14 protein-coding genes are annotated in these 16,667 nt (G+C 65.6%); 13 read left to right on the top strand and 1 reads right to left on the bottom strand.

All coding sequences use genetic code 11. The annotated features are described in order from the left end of the window. Nucleotides 1-7 precede the first annotated feature (7 nt). From CH296_RS01555 to CH296_RS01525, 6 genes are all read left to right on the top strand, one after another. Complete coding sequence (locus CH296_RS01555; protein ID WP_032397558.1) at nucleotides 8-985, top strand: cation diffusion facilitator family transporter; 978 nt, start codon at nucleotides 8-10, stop codon at nucleotides 983-985. 140 nt (nucleotides 986-1,125) lie between these two features. Continuing rightward, nucleotides 1,126-2,580 carry an ethanolamine permease gene (gene eat, locus CH296_RS01550; RefSeq protein WP_032397557.1) on the top strand — a complete coding sequence of 485 codons (1,455 nt, stop codon included), beginning with the start codon at nucleotides 1,126-1,128 and terminating at the stop codon, nucleotides 2,578-2,580. Continuing rightward, nucleotides 2,577-3,989 carry an ethanolamine ammonia-lyase subunit EutB gene (locus CH296_RS01545; RefSeq protein WP_032397556.1) on the top strand — a complete coding sequence of 471 codons (1,413 nt, stop codon included), beginning with the start codon at nucleotides 2,577-2,579 and terminating at the stop codon, nucleotides 3,987-3,989. The genes eat and CH296_RS01545 overlap by 4 nt, the downstream gene beginning before the upstream one ends. Beyond that, on the top strand, nucleotides 3,986-4,852 hold the full coding sequence (gene eutC, locus CH296_RS01535; RefSeq protein ID WP_373557265.1) for an ethanolamine ammonia-lyase subunit EutC: 867 nt from the start codon (nucleotides 3,986-3,988) through the stop codon (nucleotides 4,850-4,852). Before CH296_RS01545 ends, eutC begins: the two co-directional genes overlap by 4 nt. Before the next feature lie 54 nt (nucleotides 4,853-4,906). Next, a complete protein-coding gene (locus CH296_RS01530; RefSeq protein WP_179273178.1) occupies nucleotides 4,907-6,523 on the top strand; it encodes an AMP-binding protein in 1,617 nt (538 codons plus the stop codon). Between the two features lie 31 nt (nucleotides 6,524-6,554). After that, nucleotides 6,555-8,501 carry an acetoacetate--CoA ligase gene (locus CH296_RS01525; RefSeq protein WP_094683854.1) on the top strand — a complete coding sequence of 649 codons (1,947 nt, stop codon included), beginning with the start codon at nucleotides 6,555-6,557 and terminating at the stop codon, nucleotides 8,499-8,501. On the opposite strand, the gene CH296_RS01520 is transcribed toward CH296_RS01525, so the two are convergent. Continuing rightward, nucleotides 8,477-8,911, bottom strand: coding sequence for a thioesterase family protein (locus tag CH296_RS01520; RefSeq protein WP_094632367.1), 435 nt, complete (start codon nucleotides 8,909-8,911; stop codon nucleotides 8,477-8,479). The two genes, CH296_RS01525 and CH296_RS01520, sit on opposite strands and share 25 nt — an antisense overlap. A gap of 73 nt (nucleotides 8,912-8,984) precedes the next feature. Between CH296_RS01520 and CH296_RS01515 the strand changes: the two genes are divergently transcribed. The 7 genes from CH296_RS01515 (at nucleotide 8,985) to CH296_RS01485 (ending at nucleotide 16,505) form a co-directional block, all read left to right on the top strand. Beyond that, nucleotides 8,985-10,442: an amidohydrolase gene (locus CH296_RS01515; RefSeq protein WP_094645395.1), complete on the top strand. Its 1,458-nt coding sequence runs from the start codon at nucleotides 8,985-8,987 to the stop codon at nucleotides 10,440-10,442. 80 nt (nucleotides 10,443-10,522) lie between these two features. Next, nucleotides 10,523-10,972: a hypothetical protein gene (locus tag CH296_RS01510; protein WP_094645394.1), complete on the top strand. Its 450-nt coding sequence runs from the start codon at nucleotides 10,523-10,525 to the stop codon at nucleotides 10,970-10,972. Continuing rightward, nucleotides 10,969-12,459 carry an ATP-binding protein gene (locus CH296_RS01505; RefSeq protein ID WP_094683853.1) on the top strand — a complete coding sequence of 497 codons (1,491 nt, stop codon included), beginning with the start codon at nucleotides 10,969-10,971 and terminating at the stop codon, nucleotides 12,457-12,459. The genes CH296_RS01510 and CH296_RS01505 overlap by 4 nt, the downstream gene beginning before the upstream one ends. 10 nt (nucleotides 12,460-12,469) lie before the next feature. Next, nucleotides 12,470-13,129, top strand: coding sequence for a response regulator transcription factor (locus tag CH296_RS01500; RefSeq protein WP_094645392.1), 660 nt, complete (start codon nucleotides 12,470-12,472; stop codon nucleotides 13,127-13,129). 72 nt (nucleotides 13,130-13,201) lie between these two features. Next, a complete protein-coding gene (locus CH296_RS01495) occupies nucleotides 13,202-14,701 on the top strand; it encodes an SLC13 family permease (protein WP_094683852.1) in 1,500 nt (499 codons plus the stop codon). Between the two features lie 30 nt (nucleotides 14,702-14,731). After that, nucleotides 14,732-15,925, top strand: a complete 1,194-nt coding sequence (locus CH296_RS01490; protein ID WP_094658324.1) for a glycerate kinase — start codon at nucleotides 14,732-14,734, stop codon at nucleotides 15,923-15,925. Nucleotides 15,926-16,079: 154 nt separating this feature from the next. Continuing rightward, a complete protein-coding gene (locus CH296_RS01485) occupies nucleotides 16,080-16,505 on the top strand; it encodes a PPOX class F420-dependent oxidoreductase (RefSeq protein ID WP_094683851.1) in 426 nt (141 codons plus the stop codon). Nucleotides 16,506-16,667: the final 162 nt, after the last annotated feature.

Raw genomic sequence — 16,667 nt, 5'->3', positions numbered from 1 at the left:
GCGAGCGATGAAGAGTTCATCGAAATCCGACGCGGCCGAGGGCGGCGAAAGCCTGCGTACCGTGGTGATCGCATTCGTCGCCAATCTCGGCGTCGCGATCGCCAAGACGTTCGCCGCAGTGTTCACCGGGTCGGCGTCGATGGTTGCCGAAGCCGCGCACTCGTGGGCGGATACCGGTAACGAGATCTTCCTGCTCGTCGCCAATCGTCGAGGTTCGCGCGGGCCCGACGATCGGCGGCCGCTCGGCTACGGGCGCGAGACCTACTTCTGGTCGACGCTCGCAGCCATCGGTCTCTTCGTCGCCGGTGCTGCGGTATCGGTGTGGCACGGCATCACCTCGTTGCTCGCCGGCGAATCGAGCAGCGAGAACTACCTCGTCGCGTATGTGGTGCTCGCCGTCGCATTTCTGCTCGAGGGAGTGTCGTTCCTGCAATCGGTTCGGCAGATTCGCGGTGAAGCGGCCGAATACGACAAGGACTTCCTCGACTACGCACTCGAGACCTCGGATCCGACGCTGCGCGCGGTGTTCGCGGAGGACAGCGCCGCATTGATCGGCATCGTGATCGCCGGTGCGGGAATCGGGTTGCATCAACTGACGGGGTCCGCGGCCTTCGATGCCATCGGATCCATTCTGGTGGGTGTACTGCTCGGAATCGTCGCCTTCGTGTTGATCGATCGAAACCGCCGATTCCTGACCGGCGAACCAGGATCGAGAGCATTATGGAACGCGGTGGTGCAGCGGATCGAGCAACTTCCCGAGGTGGCGTCGGTCAGATTCGTGCGCATCGAGTTCGTCGGTCCCAAACAGATCTACGTGGTGGCGAGTGTCGATCTCGTCGGTGATTTCGCAGAATCACGCATCGCGCACACGCTCCGGCGGCTGGAGCGTGAGTTGGAAACCAACAGGGCTGTGGTGGACGCGGTACTGACAGTCGCCGAACCGGACGAGGGAGACATCGGCGACGTCAACGCCGTCGGAACCTGACGTAATTCGCCCGTCACTCACCGATGACGCGGCGCTTACATCACGGGCCTATCTTGAACCGATTCGCGCGCCACACGTGTTGTGAATCGTCCCCTCGGGCGTGACCCCGCTCCGAGCGAACTTGCTACGAGAGGCTTGCAATGTCCGTGGTAGACCCCCAGTCGTCTCAATCGAAATCCGGCTCTCACGAGGGCACTCGGTCGCACGTCGAGGGCGGTGACTACCTGGCCAAACGTACCCTGAAGAAGGGGACAGCGGGCTGGGTCCTGCTGGCAGGCCTCGGAGTCAGCTACGTCATCTCCGGCGATTACTCGGGGTGGAACCTCGGTCTCGCGGAGGGCGGTTTCGGTGGCCTCCTGATTGCGGCGATCATCATCGCGGGCATGTACCTGGCCATGGTCCTCGGCATGGCAGAGATGTCCTCGGCGCTGCCTGCAGCGGGCGGTGGCTACACCTTCGCCCGCCGAGCGCTCGGGCCGTGGGGCGGATTCGCCACCGGCACAGCCATTCTCATCGAGTACGCGATCGCCCCGGCGGCAATCGCCACGTTCATCGGTGCCTACGTCGAATCACTCGGACTGTTCGGTATCACCGACGGCTGGTGGGTCTACCTGGTGGTCTACGCCGTGTTCATCGGGATCCATCTGTCCGGCGCAGGCGAAGCCCTCAAGATCATGTTCGTCATCACCGGAATCGCACTGGTCGGACTCGTGGTCTTCGCCATCGCCGCCATCGGACAGTTCGACGCGAGCAACCTGACCGACATCGCCCCCACCGACGCCGCAGGAGCCTCCGGATTCCTGCCGTTCGGCTACCTCGGAATCTGGGCTGCCGTTCCGTTCGCCATCTGGTTCTTCCTCGCCATCGAAGGTGTTCCGCTGGCCGCGGAAGAGGCCAAGGATCCGACGAAGAACGTCCCGCGCGGCATCATCGCCGCCATGGGCGTGCTGCTCGTCACCGGTGCCGTCGTGCTGTTCCTGGTGACCGGGGCCGGCGGTGCCGACGCCGTCAAGGAATCGGGGAACCCGTTGGTGGAAGCTCTCGGTGACGGAACCGCGAGCAAGATCGTCAACTACATCGGCCTGGCCGGACTCGTCGCGTCGTTCTTCTCGATCATGTACGCGTACTCACGCCAGCTGTTCGCGCTCTCGCGCGCCGGGTACCTGCCGAAGACGCTGTCCATCACCAACTCTCGCAAGGCCCCCACACTGGCGTTGATCGTGCCGGGCGTCATCGGCTTCTTGCTCTCGTTGACCGGTCAGGGCGGAATGTTGCTCAACATGGCCGTGTTCGGCGCGGCTCTGAGTTACGTTCTGATGATGGTCAGCCACATCGTGCTGCGTCGTAACGAGCCGAACATGGAACGCCCGTACCGAACCCCCGGCGGCGTCGTGACCACCGGATTCGCGTTGGTCATCGCAGCCCTCGCCGTTGTCGCCACCTTCGTCGTCGACTCCACCGCGGCGCTGTGGTGCCTGGCCGTGTTCGTCGCGTTCATGGCCTACTTCGGCATCTACAGCAGGCATCATCTGGTTGCGAATTCGCCGGACGAGGAATTCGCCGCACTGGCCGAGGCCGAGGCCGAACTGGAATGACGATCTACACCCAACAGGTCTCAGGTACCACCTACACCTTCGACGGTCTGGTGGACCTGATGGCCAAGGCGACCCCGCTGCGGTCGGGAGACGAATTGGCCGGTTGCGCAGCCGAGTCCGATGCCGAACGAGCTGCAGCGCAGTGGGCATTGTCGGAGGTCTCGCTCGATGTCTTCCTGCACGATCTGCTCGTTCCGTACGAGAGCGACGAGGTCACCCGGCTCATCATCGATTCACACGACCGAATCGCGTTCGGGGCGGTCTCGCACCTGACCGTCGGAGGGCTGCGGGACTGGCTGCTGCAGGTCACCGCAGGGCCGAACGCGGCGGCGACGTTGCGCTCGGTTGCTGCCGGACTGACCCCGGAGATGGTGGCGGCGGTCAGCAAGATCATGCGGAACCAGGATCTGATCGCGGTGTCGCGGGCCGCGCAGGTGACGTCGGCGTTCCGTACGACGATAGGGCTGCCCGGAACACTGACCACGCGACTCCAGCCCAATCACCCGACGGACGACCCCCGCGGAATCGCCGCGGCCACGCTCGACGGACTGTTGCTCGGATCGGGCGACGCGGTGATCGGGATCAACCCGGCCACCGACTCACCGCAGGCGACGGCCGACCTGCTGCATCTGCTCGACGAGATTCGGCAACGCTTCGAGATTCCGACGCAGTCGTGCGTTCTCTCGCACGTGACAACGACGATGGAACTGATCGACAAGGGCGTTCCGGTCGATCTGGTCTTCCAATCCATCGCGGGCACCGAAGGAGCCAATTCGAGCTTCGGAGTGAACGTTCCGCTGCTGCGGGAGGCCAACGAGGCCGGCCGATCGCTGCACCGCGGAACCGTCGGGAACAACGTCATGTATCTCGAAACCGGTCAGGGTTCGGCATTGTCGGCGGGTGCGCACATCGGTACCGGCGACCGCCCCGTCGATCAGCAGACCCTCGAAACGCGCGCGTACGCCGTGGCCCGCGATCTCGAGCCGTTACTGATCAACACCGTCGTCGGATTCATCGGGCCCGAGTACCTGTACGACGGCAAGCAGATCATCAGGGCGGGCCTGGAAGATCACTTCTGCGGCAAGCTGCTTGGACTGCCGATGGGAGTGGACGTCTGCTACACCAACCACGCCGAGGCCGACCAGGACGACATGGACACCCTGCTGACGCTCCTCGGCGCGGCCGGAGTCGCGTTCGTCATCGCGGTTCCCGGTGCCGACGACGTCATGCTCGGATACCAGTCGCTGAGCTTCCACGACGTGCTCTACGTCCGACAGGTTCTGGGTCTGCGGCCGGCACCGGAATTCGAGTCGTGGCTCTCCCGTCTGGGCATGGTGGACGCCGACGGCCGGGTCCTCGACGTCGATGCCGCGGGTTCACCGCTACGGGCCTTGATGAGTGCGCGATGACCGGTGAATCGGAGGTGGCAGGAGTGGAGCCCGCGGAACGACCAGGGAGTGCAGGAGTGGAGCCCGCGGAACGACCAGGGAGTGCAGGAGTGGAGCCCGCGGAACGATCGGAAACAGAGTTCTGGGGCGAGATGCGGGCGATGACGCAGGCCCGGATCGGACTGGGGCGCATCGGTGATTCGTTGCCGACCACGCGGGTGCTCGAGTTTCGCTCCGCACATGCCGCCGCGCGCGATGCGGTGCACATGCCGCTCGAGGTCGAGGAGTTCGTGGGCCGGGTCGAGCAGGTCGGTCTCGGTGCACCGTCGGTGGTGACGTCGCTGGCGACCAGTCGTGCGGAGTATCTGCGACGGCCCGATCTGGGTCGGCAGCCGAAGGATCTGTCGGCGGTGCCGCATTCCGAGGACGAGATCGGCATCGTGTTGGGCGACGGCTTGTCCCCGCGTGCGCTCGCCGATCACGGTGTGGCGATGCTGGACGCGTTGAAAGCAGAGCTCTCCGATCGTTATTCGATCGCGGCTCCTGTGATCGCGACCGAGGCGCGGGTGGCGCTCGGTGATCACATCGCCGCGGCGATGGGTGTTCGGACGGTGCTGGTTCTGATCGGGGAGCGTCCGGGGTTGTCGGTTGCCGACAGTCTCGGCATCTATTTGACGCATCTGCCGAAACCCGGGTGCACCGACGCCGATCGCAACTGCATCTCCAACATCCATCCGCCGGAGGGACAGGGGTACGCACAGTCGGCACGAATCGTGGCCGGCCTGTTGGCCGGTGCCAGGAGACTCGGGCGGTCGGGTGTGGCGTTGAAGGACACCTCGCGAGCCGATGTGCTCGAAGCGGCCGAGGCCCTCACACTCGAGTGACGTCCCCCTATTCGGGGGTGGCTGTACGTGACCGGGCTCACTACCGTGGGGTCCATGGACAGTTATTCTTCCGGCGCGTCGGATACCGCAGTTCTGGACGACACGATCGGTGCCGATCTGGATCGCACCGCGGCGCTGTACTCGGATCGTGACGCGTTGATCGATGTCGCGTCCGGGCGGCGGTGGACCTACTCGGAGTTCGTCGCCGACGTCGACCTGTTGGCGGCCGGCTTGCTCGTGGCCGGAGTCGAGGTGGGGGACCGTGTCGGAATCTGGGCTCCGAACTGCCCGGAATGGGTTCTCGCGCAATACGCGACGGCCAAGATCGGTGCCGTGTTGGTCAACATCAATCCCGCCTATCGCTCACACGAGTTGCAGTTCGTGCTGAAGCAGGCCGGGGTGTCGGTGTTGTTGTCGGCCACGGAGTTCAAGGGATCGAACTACGTGGCGATGATCGACGACGTGCGCCCCGAGGTGGAATCCCTGCGTGAGGTGCTGTTCATCGGGAGCATCCAGTGGGAGGCGATGACCGATCGCGGGCATCGAGCGTTGGCGAAGACTCCGCGGATGATCACCGATGTGTCCGAGCGACTTGGTCCCGACGATGCGATCAACATCCAGTACACCTCGGGGACAACGGGATTCCCCAAGGGTGCGACTCTCAGCCATCGCAACATCCTCAACAACGGCTTCTTCGTCGGCGAGCTCTGCCACTACACCGCAGAGGACCGCGTCTGCATTCCGGTGCCGTTCTACCACTGCTTCGGCATGGTGATGGGCAATCTCGCGTGCACCTCGCACGGTGCAGCGATGGTGATTCCCGGTCCCTCGTTCGATCCGGTGGCGACGTTGACGGCCGTCGCCGCCGAGAAGTGCACGTCGCTCTACGGAGTCCCGACGATGTTCATCGCCGAACTGGCACTGGAGAACTTCGACGAATTCGACCTCGGCAGTCTGCGTACCGGCATCATGGCCGGATCGCCGTGTCCCACCGAAGTGATGAAGCAGGTCATCGACCGAATGGGGATGGCCGAGGTGTCGATCTGTTACGGCATGACCGAGACGTCTCCGGTGTCGCTGCAGACTCGAAGCGAGGACTCCATCGAGCAGAGGGTGTCGACCGTCGGACGCGTCGGTCCGCACCTCGAGGTCAAGATCGTCGACCCCGTCCTCGGCGAGACGCTGCCCCGAGGCGAGGCCGGCGAGCTGTGCACTCGCGGCTATTCGGTGATGCTCGGTTACTGGCAGCAGCCAGACAAGACCGCGGAGGCGATCGACGGCGAGGGGTGGATGCACACCGGCGACATCGGGGTGATGGACGAAGACGGCTACGTGGCGATCACCGGGCGGATCAAGGACATGGTGATCCGCGGCGGCGAGAACATCTATCCCCGCGAAGTGGAGGAGTTCCTCTACACCCACCCCGACATCCTCGACGCCCAGGTGATCGGTGTGCCCGACCCGAAGTACGGCGAGGAGCTCATGGTGTGGATCAAGATGAAAGACGGTGCAGCGCCTCTCGATTCGACTGCGGTGCGCGCCTTCTGCGACGGACGGCTGGCGCACTACAAGATCCCGCGATACGTGCACGTGGTCGACGAGTTCCCGATGACGGTCACCGGCAAGGTGCGCAAGGTGGAAATGCGCGAACGGTCGCTCGGATTGATCTGACTATCGCCCTCGGGCTGCCATACTCGCTGCCATGACCAGTGCGCTGTGGACACCGACGGATTCCGACGTCGCCGAGGCTCGGGTGACCGAGTTCGCGCGATTCGTCGAGAAACGCCACGATGTGCTGCTACCGGACTACTCGTCTCTGTGGCGATGGTCGACGAACGAGTTGGAACTGTTCTGGCGAGCGGTGTGGGATTTCTTCGAGGTTCGCTCCTCCAGCGTGCCGACGACGGTGCTCGCAGAGCGCGGTATGCCGGGAGCACACTGGTTTCCGGGTACCGAACTGAACTACGTGGACCAGGTCGTTCGGCACGCTCGATCGGGCCGCGCCGCGATCGTCCACGCCCGCGAAGACGGTTCGACGCGGACCGTGACGTGGGAAGAGATGATCGATCAGGCCGGGGCGCTGGCAGGCATGCTGGCCGACGCGGGAGTCCGACGCGGCGACCGCGTCGTCGGATACCTGCCCAACGTCCCCGAGGCGGTGATCGCCTTCCTGGCGACCGCGAGCCTGGGGGCGGTCTGGTCCGCGTGCGGGCAGGACTACTCGGCCTCGGCGGCTCTCGACCGTCTGGGCCAGCTCGAACCCACGGCACTGATCACTGCCGACGGGTACGTGTACGGAGGGAAGTTCCGAGACAAGGCCGCCGACGTCGACGCGCTCACGTCGGGGCTGCCGACACTGCAGGTCGTGGTGACGGTCGGCGAGGCGTCGGGAAACGCAGTGAGCTGGTCTGCCGCAACGGAGCACAGTCGTGAACTGGCCCCGGCGTCGGTGCCTTTCGACCACCCGCTGTGGGTCGTGTTCTCCTCGGGCACCACGGGTCTGCCGAAGGGAATCGTGCACGGTCACGGCGGTGTGGTGCTCGAGCATCTCAAATCCGTTGCCCTACAGTCCGATCTGGGCCCCGAAGACGTGTTCTTCTGGTACACCAGCCCCAGCTGGATGATGTGGAACTTCCAGATCGCCGGCCTGCTGGTCGGATCCACAATCGTGTGCGCCGACGGAAGTCCGGCGTTTCCCACGCCGGATGCGCTGTGGGACATCGCCGCTAGGCTGGGTGTGACGTACCTCGGTACCAGCCCCGGGTACGTGCTCTCGTGCATCAAGGCCGACACGCATCCCGGCACCGACCACGATCTGTCGGCGCTGCGGGCCGTCGGCATCACTGGGTCCGCGATGCCTGCATCGTCGTCGATCTGGTTGTCGGAGAACATCGGAGCGCACCTGCCGGTCTTCTCCATCTCCGGCGGGACCGACGTGGTGTCGGCGTTCGCCGGGGGAGTGCGGACCGCCCCGGTCTGGGCAGGGGAGCTGTCGGTGCCCTTTCTCGGGGTCGCGCTCGACGCCTACGACGAGGACGGCGAACCCGTCCGCGGTACCGTCGGCGAACTGGTCGTCACCGAACCGATGCCGTCGATGCCGCTGTACTTCTGGAACGACGCCGACGGATCTCGATACCGGGACGCCTATTTCGACACCTATCCGGGAATCTGGCGGCACGGTGACTGGATCACGATGACCGACCGCGGCAGCGTCGTCGTGCACGGAAGATCGGATTCGACGCTCAACCGCAACGGAATTCGCATGGGCAGCGCCGACATCTACCAGGCCGTCGAATCTCTGGACGAGGTGACCGAGGCGCTCGTCCTCGGCATCGAGCTACCCGACGGTGGATACTGGATGCCCCTGTTCGTGGTGGTCCCGGACGGTGTGACCGACGAACTGCGGGAGCGCATCGCATCCGTCATCAGAACACAGGCATCGCCGCGACACGTTCCCGACGACATCATCGCCGCACCCGCGGTACCGCACACCCGGACCGGGAAGAAGCTCGAGGTACCACTGAAACGCCTCTTCCAAGGTGCCACTGCTGCAGGCACTCTCGATGCGAGTGCCGTCGACGATCCGGCCGCGTTGGCGTGGTTCCTGGATCGGGCGACCGAGTTTCAGCGCGTCCAGCGGGCCAGGTAGGCCTTTTCCTCCGGCGCGATGCGGCGCAAGGTCTCGGCACCGACGTCGACCATCGCCATCCGGGTCGTCGCCACCACGGCGGGCGGTGAATCGGGTGCTGCGCCCGCGGCACGGACCTCGTACCCGATGGTGAAATCGACTGCGCGCACCTTCTCGAACCACAGCGTGACGTCCAGCGGACCGTCCGAGTGCCGAAGCGGCTTCTTGTACGCGATGGTGACATCGGCGATCAACGCACTCTTGATCAGAGACTCGTTGGCCTCGCCCTCGCTGAGCAGCCATTCGATGCGCGCTTCTTCGAGCAGGGTGACCATCCGGGCATGGTTGATGTGTGCGAAGGCGTCCATATCGGACCAGCGCACCGTCACGCTCGCGTGATATCCGACGGGCTCGGTCGACTCTGTCCGCATCGCAACAGGCTCTGGCTTCATCGCTAGAGGATGGCATGCGCGCCCGTGCGGAGGACGCTCTAGAGTCCCAGGAGTGATTATCGCCAACGTCGCACTGGATGGTTCCGGGCTGCTCGTCGACATCGAACTCGCGGGCTCGGTCATCGCGTCGATCACCCCTGCGGGCACCCGACGCGCATCGAGCGACGAGGTACTCGACGGTGGTGGCGGGGTGGCGCTGCCCGGGTTCGTGGACTCGCACGTGCACCTGACACAGTGGGCGGCGGCGCGGCGACGAATCGACGTCGGGCCCGCGGCGTCGGCGGCCGATGCCGTCGCACTGGTGTATCCCTATGCTCGGACAGCAGGCGAATCGGTGGTGCGCGCCAACGGCTTTCGTGACGCGCACTGGCCGGAGGAGCCGCACAAGGACCTGCTCGAGAATGCGCTGCCCGGTGCCCGCGTGGCGATGACGAGCATGGACCTGCACACGTTGTGGCTCAGCCCGGCGCTGCTCGACGATCTGGGTATCGATCACCCCACCGGTGTGCTCCGCGATGTCGACGGCCTCGAAGCGGTCATGGCGCTCGAGGAGCAGGACGACCCGGCCGAACTCGATCGGGCCGTGCTCGACGCGACCGCAGCACTGGCGGTCCGCGGTGTCACCGGCGTCGTGGATTTCGAGTTCGCGGACAACAAGACGGTCTGGGATCGACGGTTGACGGCCGGCTCGCCTGCCGTCCGCATCGACACGACGGTGTGGCCCCAATGGCTCGACGAGGCACTCGATCGCGGCGAGCGGACCGGAGACGTCTCGGCCCACTCGGACCTGATCAGACGCGGCCCGCTCAAGGTGATGCTCGACGGTTCGCTCAACACCCGAACCGCGTGTTGCCACGATCGATACCCGGGGATCGACGGGGACGACGCGTACGGGCTGTTGCTCGAGACCCCGGGCAGTCTCTTCGATCTCGTCGCGCGGGCGTCACGCGGCGGCATCGAGTCGGCCGTCCACGCGATCGGTGATCGCGCCAACACCGTCGCGCTCGATGCGTTCGAGCGCGCCGGCTGCGGCGGTCGAATCGAACATGCGCAGCAGATCCTGCCGGAGGACATCACGCGGTTCGCCGCCTTGGGTGTCGCTGCATCGGTGCAGCCGCAGCACGCGATGTCCGATCGCGACATCGCCGAGGATCTGTGGGCAGGACGGCGTTCGGTGGCCTACGGCTACGGAACGTTGCACCGCAGCGGTGCGAGGCTGCTCTTCGGTTCCGACGCCCCGGTCAGTCCGCCGGAGCCGTTGGCGGGAGTCGCGGCTGCGGTGTTCCGTACCGACGACGAGCGACCTCCATGGCACGTCGACGAAGCAGTACCCCTCGAGGTTGCTCTGCGCGCGGCGTGCGGTGGCCGTGGGCCACTCCGAGTGGGGGATGCGGCGGACATCGCCGTGCTCGTCGAGCATCCCGTGCACCGCTCGGTGCACGATCTCGCCGAGACGGAGATCAGAGCCACGATCTGCGCCGGTGCGCTCACTCACGCAGCTGGGGGGTAGGCACCCACTTCGGCACGGACATGAGACATTACTCATGTCGCCTTCATCGCCGTCTCACACACCGCAGAGACCGTGGTGACGTGAAGTTCGCACCCAAGATCGCAGTCCTGGCAGCCGTGGTGATCGTTCCGGTGGGCGTAGCGCTGGCGAGCACCGTACTTGCCGATACCCCGCAGGCACCGAGCTTCGAGCCGCGGGTCACCGTCGGAGTTGCGCCATCGAGCGCGTCGCCCCAGCCGTCCGACGCGGCACCGTCGGCGGCCCCATCGACCGCCCCGGCCCCACTGGGCGATACGGCGCCATCGGCCGACCCGGGCCCATCGATGACCGCAGCTCCTCCCATCGCCACGGGCGCAGCGGGCGCGACGACTCCGGCGGCAGCAGCAGACCCTCCGGCAGCGCCGCAGTCCATCGTCGTCCCCGCCCCGCCGCCTGTCGAAGTCCTACCGGACCCGGACCGGGATGACGACGACGACTTCGGCGACCAGGACGATGCGGACAGCGACGACGCGGAAGACGACGACGGGTGAACTCGACCGAAGAATTGATCGACGACACGAAGGCTCGCACCGAGGCGCTCGCGCCGAAGGGGCCGGTGCCCGAGCCTGCGCTCCGTAGCGCCCGGGTAGGGACGCGGGTTCCGGCGCGGGTGCGCATTCTCGGCTGGCTGTTGTTCGTCATGGCGCTGGCCATGCTGGCCGTCGGGGTTGCCGTGCGAACGATCCTCCTCGCGGAGGTCGAGCGAGACACCGCAGTAGCTCTCGAGCAGGAGATCGGCGAGTTCAGCGAGTTCGCTGCCACCGGTCGCGACCCGGACGACGGGTTGCCGTTCGGCAACGTCGCCGATCTGCTCCAGTTGCACCTGCAGCGCCAATACCCGGACGATGACGAGATCCTGTTCGGCTACACCGATCGACTGTTGCGTCAGGAACGCAGCGGTCCAGGAGATCTGGTCGCCGATGCGGCTGTCGTGTCGGCCATCGTGAACTCACCCGACAGTGTTGGATCCACGCAGACTTCGGAAGGCGAAGTCGCCTGGGCGAAACAGGTCGCCGAACCGTCCGGCGGGGGCCAGGCCGGAACTTTCGCGATCGGAATTCTCGTCGACCGCGAGCGCGGCGACGTGTCCGACACCGTTCGCGTAGTGGTCGGAGTGTCACTGATGGCATTGCTGTTCACGGGCGGCATCGCCTGGGTGGTGGCCGGACAGATCCTTGCGCCCGTGCGCCTGGTTCGCCGGACCGCGGCCCAAATCACCACCGACGACCTGTCCAGGCGGATCGAGGTGGGCGGTCGCGACGATGTTGCCGAGCTCGCCGACACGTTCAACGACATGCTCGATCGACTGGAGGCCGCGTTCGCCGCGCAGCGACAATTCGTCGACGACGCGAGCCATGAGTTACGAACGCCGATCACGATCGTCCTCGGGCATCTCGAACTGATGGGCGACGATCCCCGTGAGCGCGAAGAGACGGTCCGGCTCGTCACCGACGAGTTGGACCGAATGAACCGGATCGTGGAGGACCTGTTGCTCCTCGCCAAAGCCGAGCGCCCGGATTTCGTCCACAAGCAGCCGGTGGATCTCGAAACCCTCACGCGCGACATCGACGCGAAGGTCCGCGCGCTCGCCGACCGCGACTGGATACTGGGGCACGTCGGTACGGGCTCGGTACGGGTCGATCCGCAACGAGTCACCCAGGCAGTGCTTCAGCTGGCGCAGAACGCGGTGTCGCACACCAGGACCGGTGACCGGATCGTGGTGGGATCGGAGCGTGCCGAAGATCGAGTTCTGTTGTGGGTGAGTGACTCCGGACCCGGTGTGTCCAGCGAGGACGCGAGAACCATCTTCGAGCGGTTCGCCCGGGGCAGTACCGGATCGAGTCGCTCGGACAATGGCGGCGCGGGTCTCGGTCTGTCCATCGTGCGTGCAATCGCCGATGGGCACCACGGTGCCGCGACGCTCGACAGCAGGCCCGGTGCGGGTGCCACATTCGGGCTCGACCTGCCGGCCCGATGAGTGAGCGACGATGAGCCGAATACTGATCGCCGAGGACAACGAGCGCATCTCGTCCTTCGTCGAAAAGGGATTGAAGGCCAACGGCTTCACCACCACCACTGTTGCCGACGGCATCAATGCGATCGACTGTGCGTCGACCGGAGACTTCGACCTCGTCGTGCTGGATCTGGGCCTGCCGGGCAAAGACGGGTTCGAGGTGATCGCATCACTGCGCGGCGCCGGTGTCGGAGTTCCCGTGATCATCCTGACGGCCCGTGATTCGGTGCACGACACCGTGACCGGCCTCGAAGGCGGAGCGGACGACTACATGACCAAGCCGTTCCGATTCGAGGAGCTACTCGCACGTATTCGATTGCGTCTGCGTGGCGGTGACCGAGAGCCCTCGGTCTCCGTTCTGCAATCGGGCTCTCTGGCAGTGGACCTGTTCACCAGACGTGCCGTGGTGAACGATGCGGTGGTGTCGTTGACCTCACGCGAGTTCGTTCTGCTCGAGATGTTTCTCCGTCACCCGCGGCAGGTCCTCTCGCGTGAGCAGATCCTCAGTCACGTATGGGGATACGACTTCGACCCCGGTTCCAACGTCGTCGATGTCTACGTTCGTATGCTGCGCAAGAAGATCGGTTCCGGCCGAATCGAGACGGTGCGCGGGATGGGGTATCGACTGGCCTGAGCGGATCGCTCATGAAAGAACGCTCATCGACTGTTCATCGACGTTTCATCGGTCGGCCCGAGACTGGTTCACATGAACACGGTCAGCTTCAGAACGCAGCCACCTCCGGTCCCGGAACCCTTGCAGTCGTGGCGCTTTCGCGACCTGGTGACCCGCAGGGTGCTTCAGGTCGTCTCGAGTTCGGTTGCGCTGCTGGTGCTCCTGGCCGTACTCGCAGGCGCGGCGGACGGATTACCCGCCGCGGGACGCACCACGCTCGTGGTGTTCACTGCAGCTGTCGCACTCTGGGTGTTCACGAAGATCGACGACACCTACGTCGCCCTCGGTGCCGCACTGGCTCTGGTACTGACCGGTGTGGTGAGCACCGACGGACTGTTCGACACCCTCGGCGAGGAGACCATCTGGCTTCTCATCGCGGCGTTCATCATTGCCGCTGGAGTTCGCGAGTCCGGTTTGGCAACGCGCGCAGCAGTGTTCATCGTCAGCGGCGCGGGCACCGTACGCCAGCTGGCGCACCTGGTGACGGCCGCACTGATCGTGACCGCCTTCGCGATCCCCGCCACCTCAGGTCGTGCGGCACTTGCGCTGCCCGTATTTCTGGCGCTGGCGCAGGCGCTAACCGAGCGCAAGCGAGTGGTGCGGGCGTTGGCAATCCTGTTTCCTACCGTCATCCTGCTGTCCGCCGTGGCGACCCTCATCGGCGCTGGGGCACATCTGATCACCAGCCAGGTGCTCGAGAGCGCCACGGGCACCGGCATCAGCTTCACCGCGTGGTTGTTGCTCGGTGTTCCGCTGGCCGTGGTCAGCAGCCACTGCGCAGCGGAACTCGTGCTGCTGCTGTTCACCGATCGTGAGGATCGTCGAATCCCACTGGCGGTCGACGTGTCCGATCTGGCGTCGCGGCTGCCTACCCCGGTGACGGGACCGCTGACCATCGCAGAGAACCGGGCCGCGACCCTGCTGGCCGTCGTCATGGTGCTGTGGTGCTCCGAACCGTTGCACGGCGTGCACCCTGCCGTCATCGCTCTGCTGGGTGCGTTGATCTCCACGTCACCGCGCTTCGGTACGATCGAGTTCGGGAAGGCTCTCGCTACTGTGCCGTGGTCGCTGCTGCTGTTCATGGCGGCGACGCTGGCCCTGGGGACCGCGTTGACGACGTCCGGTGCGGCAAGGTGGCTCTCGGACGGGTTGTTCACGGTGGTCCCGATCGGGTCGGCACCGCCCTGGGTGTTCATCGCGGTGGTGATCGTCGTCTCGGTTGCCTCGCACCTTCTGATTCAATCTCGCTCGGCGCGTTCGTCCGTCCTCGTTCCGCTGGTCGTGACCACGGCTCTGGCGCTCGGAGTCGATCCCGTGGCCGCGGCATTCGCCTCGACGGCAGCAGCGGGTTTCTGTCACACCATGCCGTCGTCGGCGAAGCCGGTGGCAATCTTTGCCAAAGCCGAAGGTGTGGAGACGTATTCACCGAAGGACTTGCTACGCCTGTCCGCCTTTCTCGCGCCGCTGACCGCAGCGACCGTGCTGTTCTTCGCCGTGGCCGTGTGGCCCCTGCTCGGCACCCCCATCACCTGATCTCCCACTCTCGACAAGGAACCGATCACCATGCCGTCTTCCACTCCACTTCGTTTCGTCGTCGCCCCGTCCGGGTTCAAGGAATCTCTCGGTGCCGACGAGGTCGCGTCGGCTATCGCCGCAGGTATTCGCCGGGTGGTACCCGGAGCCATCGTCAACTCGGTCCCCCTCGTCGACGGGGGTGAGGGGTCCGCTCGCGCCCTTGCCGGTGCCACCCTGGGCAAGGTGATCGACACCGTCGTGACAGGACCTGTCGGCAAGCCGGTCGATTCCCATTTCGCTCTGCTGGGAACCGAGGGGCCGGTCACGGCAGTCGTGGAGATGGCGGCGGCGGCCGGTCTGTCGCTGGTTCCGCGAGACATGCGCGACCCCACTGTCACCACGAGTCGCGGAGTCGGTGAGCTCATCCGCACCGCCCTCGACTACGGTGCCGAACGAATCCTGTTGGGCTGCGGCGACTCCGGCACCTCGGACGGCGGGGCAGGGCTCCTGCAAGCACTCGGTGTGCGACTCCTCGATGCCGACGGCCTCGAACTGGGCGACGGCGGAGGCGAGTTGACTCGGCTCGACCACATCGATATGTCCGGCCTCGATCCACGTCTGTCTCCGGGAAGCGGTGTGGAGATCAGGGTCGCATGCAACCCACACAACATTCTCTGTGGGCCGAGCGGAGTCGCACGGGTCTTCGCACCGCAGAAGGGAGCCACCTCGGAGCAGGTGGAGGTCCTGTCGGCTGCGATGGACCGCTGGGCCGAGGTGTTGGAGCGTGATGTGTCGACTCGGCCGCCCGGCTTGAACCTCCGCACCGGGCCCGGCACCGGCGCGTCCGGCGGAATGGGCGCAGGCGTGGCAGCGGTCCTGCGGGCCGAGCTGCTACCACGCTTCGAGGTGATGCTCGATCACGTCGACCTCGACAGCCTCATCGCGACAGCCGACCTGGTGTTGACCGCCGAAGGTTCCATCGACCAGCAGACGCCCAAGGGGAAGATCCCGACGGAGGTCGCCCGCCGAGCCAAGCTTCACGGCAAACCTGTGGTGGCACTCGCGGGAACCATCGGTCTCGACGCCCGCGCCAACTACGACTCGGGTATCGACGCCTTCGCCGGCATCCTGCCCTCTCCGGTGGAATTGGTCGAAGCGCTCGAACGGGGTGCCGAGTTCCTGACCGACGCCACGGAGCGAGCGATGAGATTGATTCTGGTCGGAGCGACCCTGGGCCACTGAGTCGGCACCGGTCGAGCGGAATCGACCGCGCGCATCGTCCGTACGACGCACGAGAGCCGGCCGAGGTGTCCGAGCAGTGCGAATCGGCCCCGCAGACCTGCCGAAGTGTCCGAGATCGCCGCTTCTGTCGGACCACCCGCGTAGCGTGACAGCGATGACGTCGATCACCGATCCGCGCGTACGCGAGTTTCTGTCCGCGGGCACCCGCACCGGAAAGCTCGGGTACCTCGCCTCCGACGGAAGGCCACTGGTGGCACCCATCTGGTTCGTCGTCGAGGGCGACGCGATCGTGTTCAACACCGGGGGAGACACGGCCAAGGGAAAATCGATCCGCCGTGATCCCCGCGTCGTCCTCACCGTCGATCTCGAGGAGCCGCCGTACGGATTCGTCCAGGTGCAGGGCATTGCGTCGGTCGACGAGGACCCGGCGGAGTTGGTCCGCACAGCGACCGAGATCGCGGCCAGGTATGTGGGCCGCGAGCGAGCCGAGGAGTTCGGCATCCGCAACGGCGTACCGGGCGAATTGATCGTTCGGATCACGCCGACCAAGGTAATCGCCGCTTTCGACATGACGGGATGACGACCGACGGGATCCGCGCTGTCGGGCCTGTAGATTGACCGGGTGCCGAATGGAGTCGGAGTGTGTCGGGCGACTCCGAATCGGGTACCGACTTGTAACGACCCGGTGCATACACACGGATATGTACTGAAAGGTAACTTCGACTTGTTTCCGGTGAGAAAA

Origin of the sequence: Rhodococcus sp. 14-2496-1d (assembly GCF_002259365.1) — a bacterium.
Classification (GTDB): domain Bacteria; phylum Actinomycetota; class Actinomycetes; order Mycobacteriales; family Mycobacteriaceae; genus Rhodococcoides.
The sequence above is the reverse complement of the archived record's forward strand: the minus strand, read 5'-3'. Positions and strand labels throughout refer to the sequence as shown.

Bases quoted from the DNA above. Each gene is read 5' to 3' on its own strand.
- CH296_RS01555 (WP_032397558.1), top strand. From the start codon at position 8: ATGAAGAGTTCATCGAAATCCGACGCGGCCGAGGGCGGCGAAAGCCTG.
- eat (WP_032397557.1), top strand. From the start codon at position 1,126: ATGTCCGTGGTAGACCCCCAGTCGTCTCAATCGAAATCCGGCTCTCAC.
- CH296_RS01545 (WP_032397556.1), top strand. From the start codon at position 2,577: ATGACGATCTACACCCAACAGGTCTCAGGTACCACCTACACCTTCGAC.
- eutC (WP_373557265.1), top strand. From the start codon at position 3,986: ATGACCGGTGAATCGGAGGTGGCAGGAGTGGAGCCCGCGGAACGACCA.
- CH296_RS01530 (WP_179273178.1), top strand. From the start codon at position 4,907: ATGGACAGTTATTCTTCCGGCGCGTCGGATACCGCAGTTCTGGACGAC.
- CH296_RS01525 (WP_094683854.1), top strand. From the start codon at position 6,555: ATGACCAGTGCGCTGTGGACACCGACGGATTCCGACGTCGCCGAGGCT.
- CH296_RS01520 (WP_094632367.1), bottom strand. From the start codon at position 8,911: ATGCGGACAGAGTCGACCGAGCCCGTCGGATATCACGCGAGCGTGACG.
- CH296_RS01500 (WP_094645392.1), top strand. From the start codon at position 12,470: ATGAGCCGAATACTGATCGCCGAGGACAACGAGCGCATCTCGTCCTTC.
- CH296_RS01495 (WP_094683852.1), top strand. From the start codon at position 13,202: ATGAACACGGTCAGCTTCAGAACGCAGCCACCTCCGGTCCCGGAACCC.
- CH296_RS01490 (WP_094658324.1), top strand. From the start codon at position 14,732: ATGCCGTCTTCCACTCCACTTCGTTTCGTCGTCGCCCCGTCCGGGTTC.
- CH296_RS01485 (WP_094683851.1), top strand. From the start codon at position 16,080: ATGACGTCGATCACCGATCCGCGCGTACGCGAGTTTCTGTCCGCGGGC.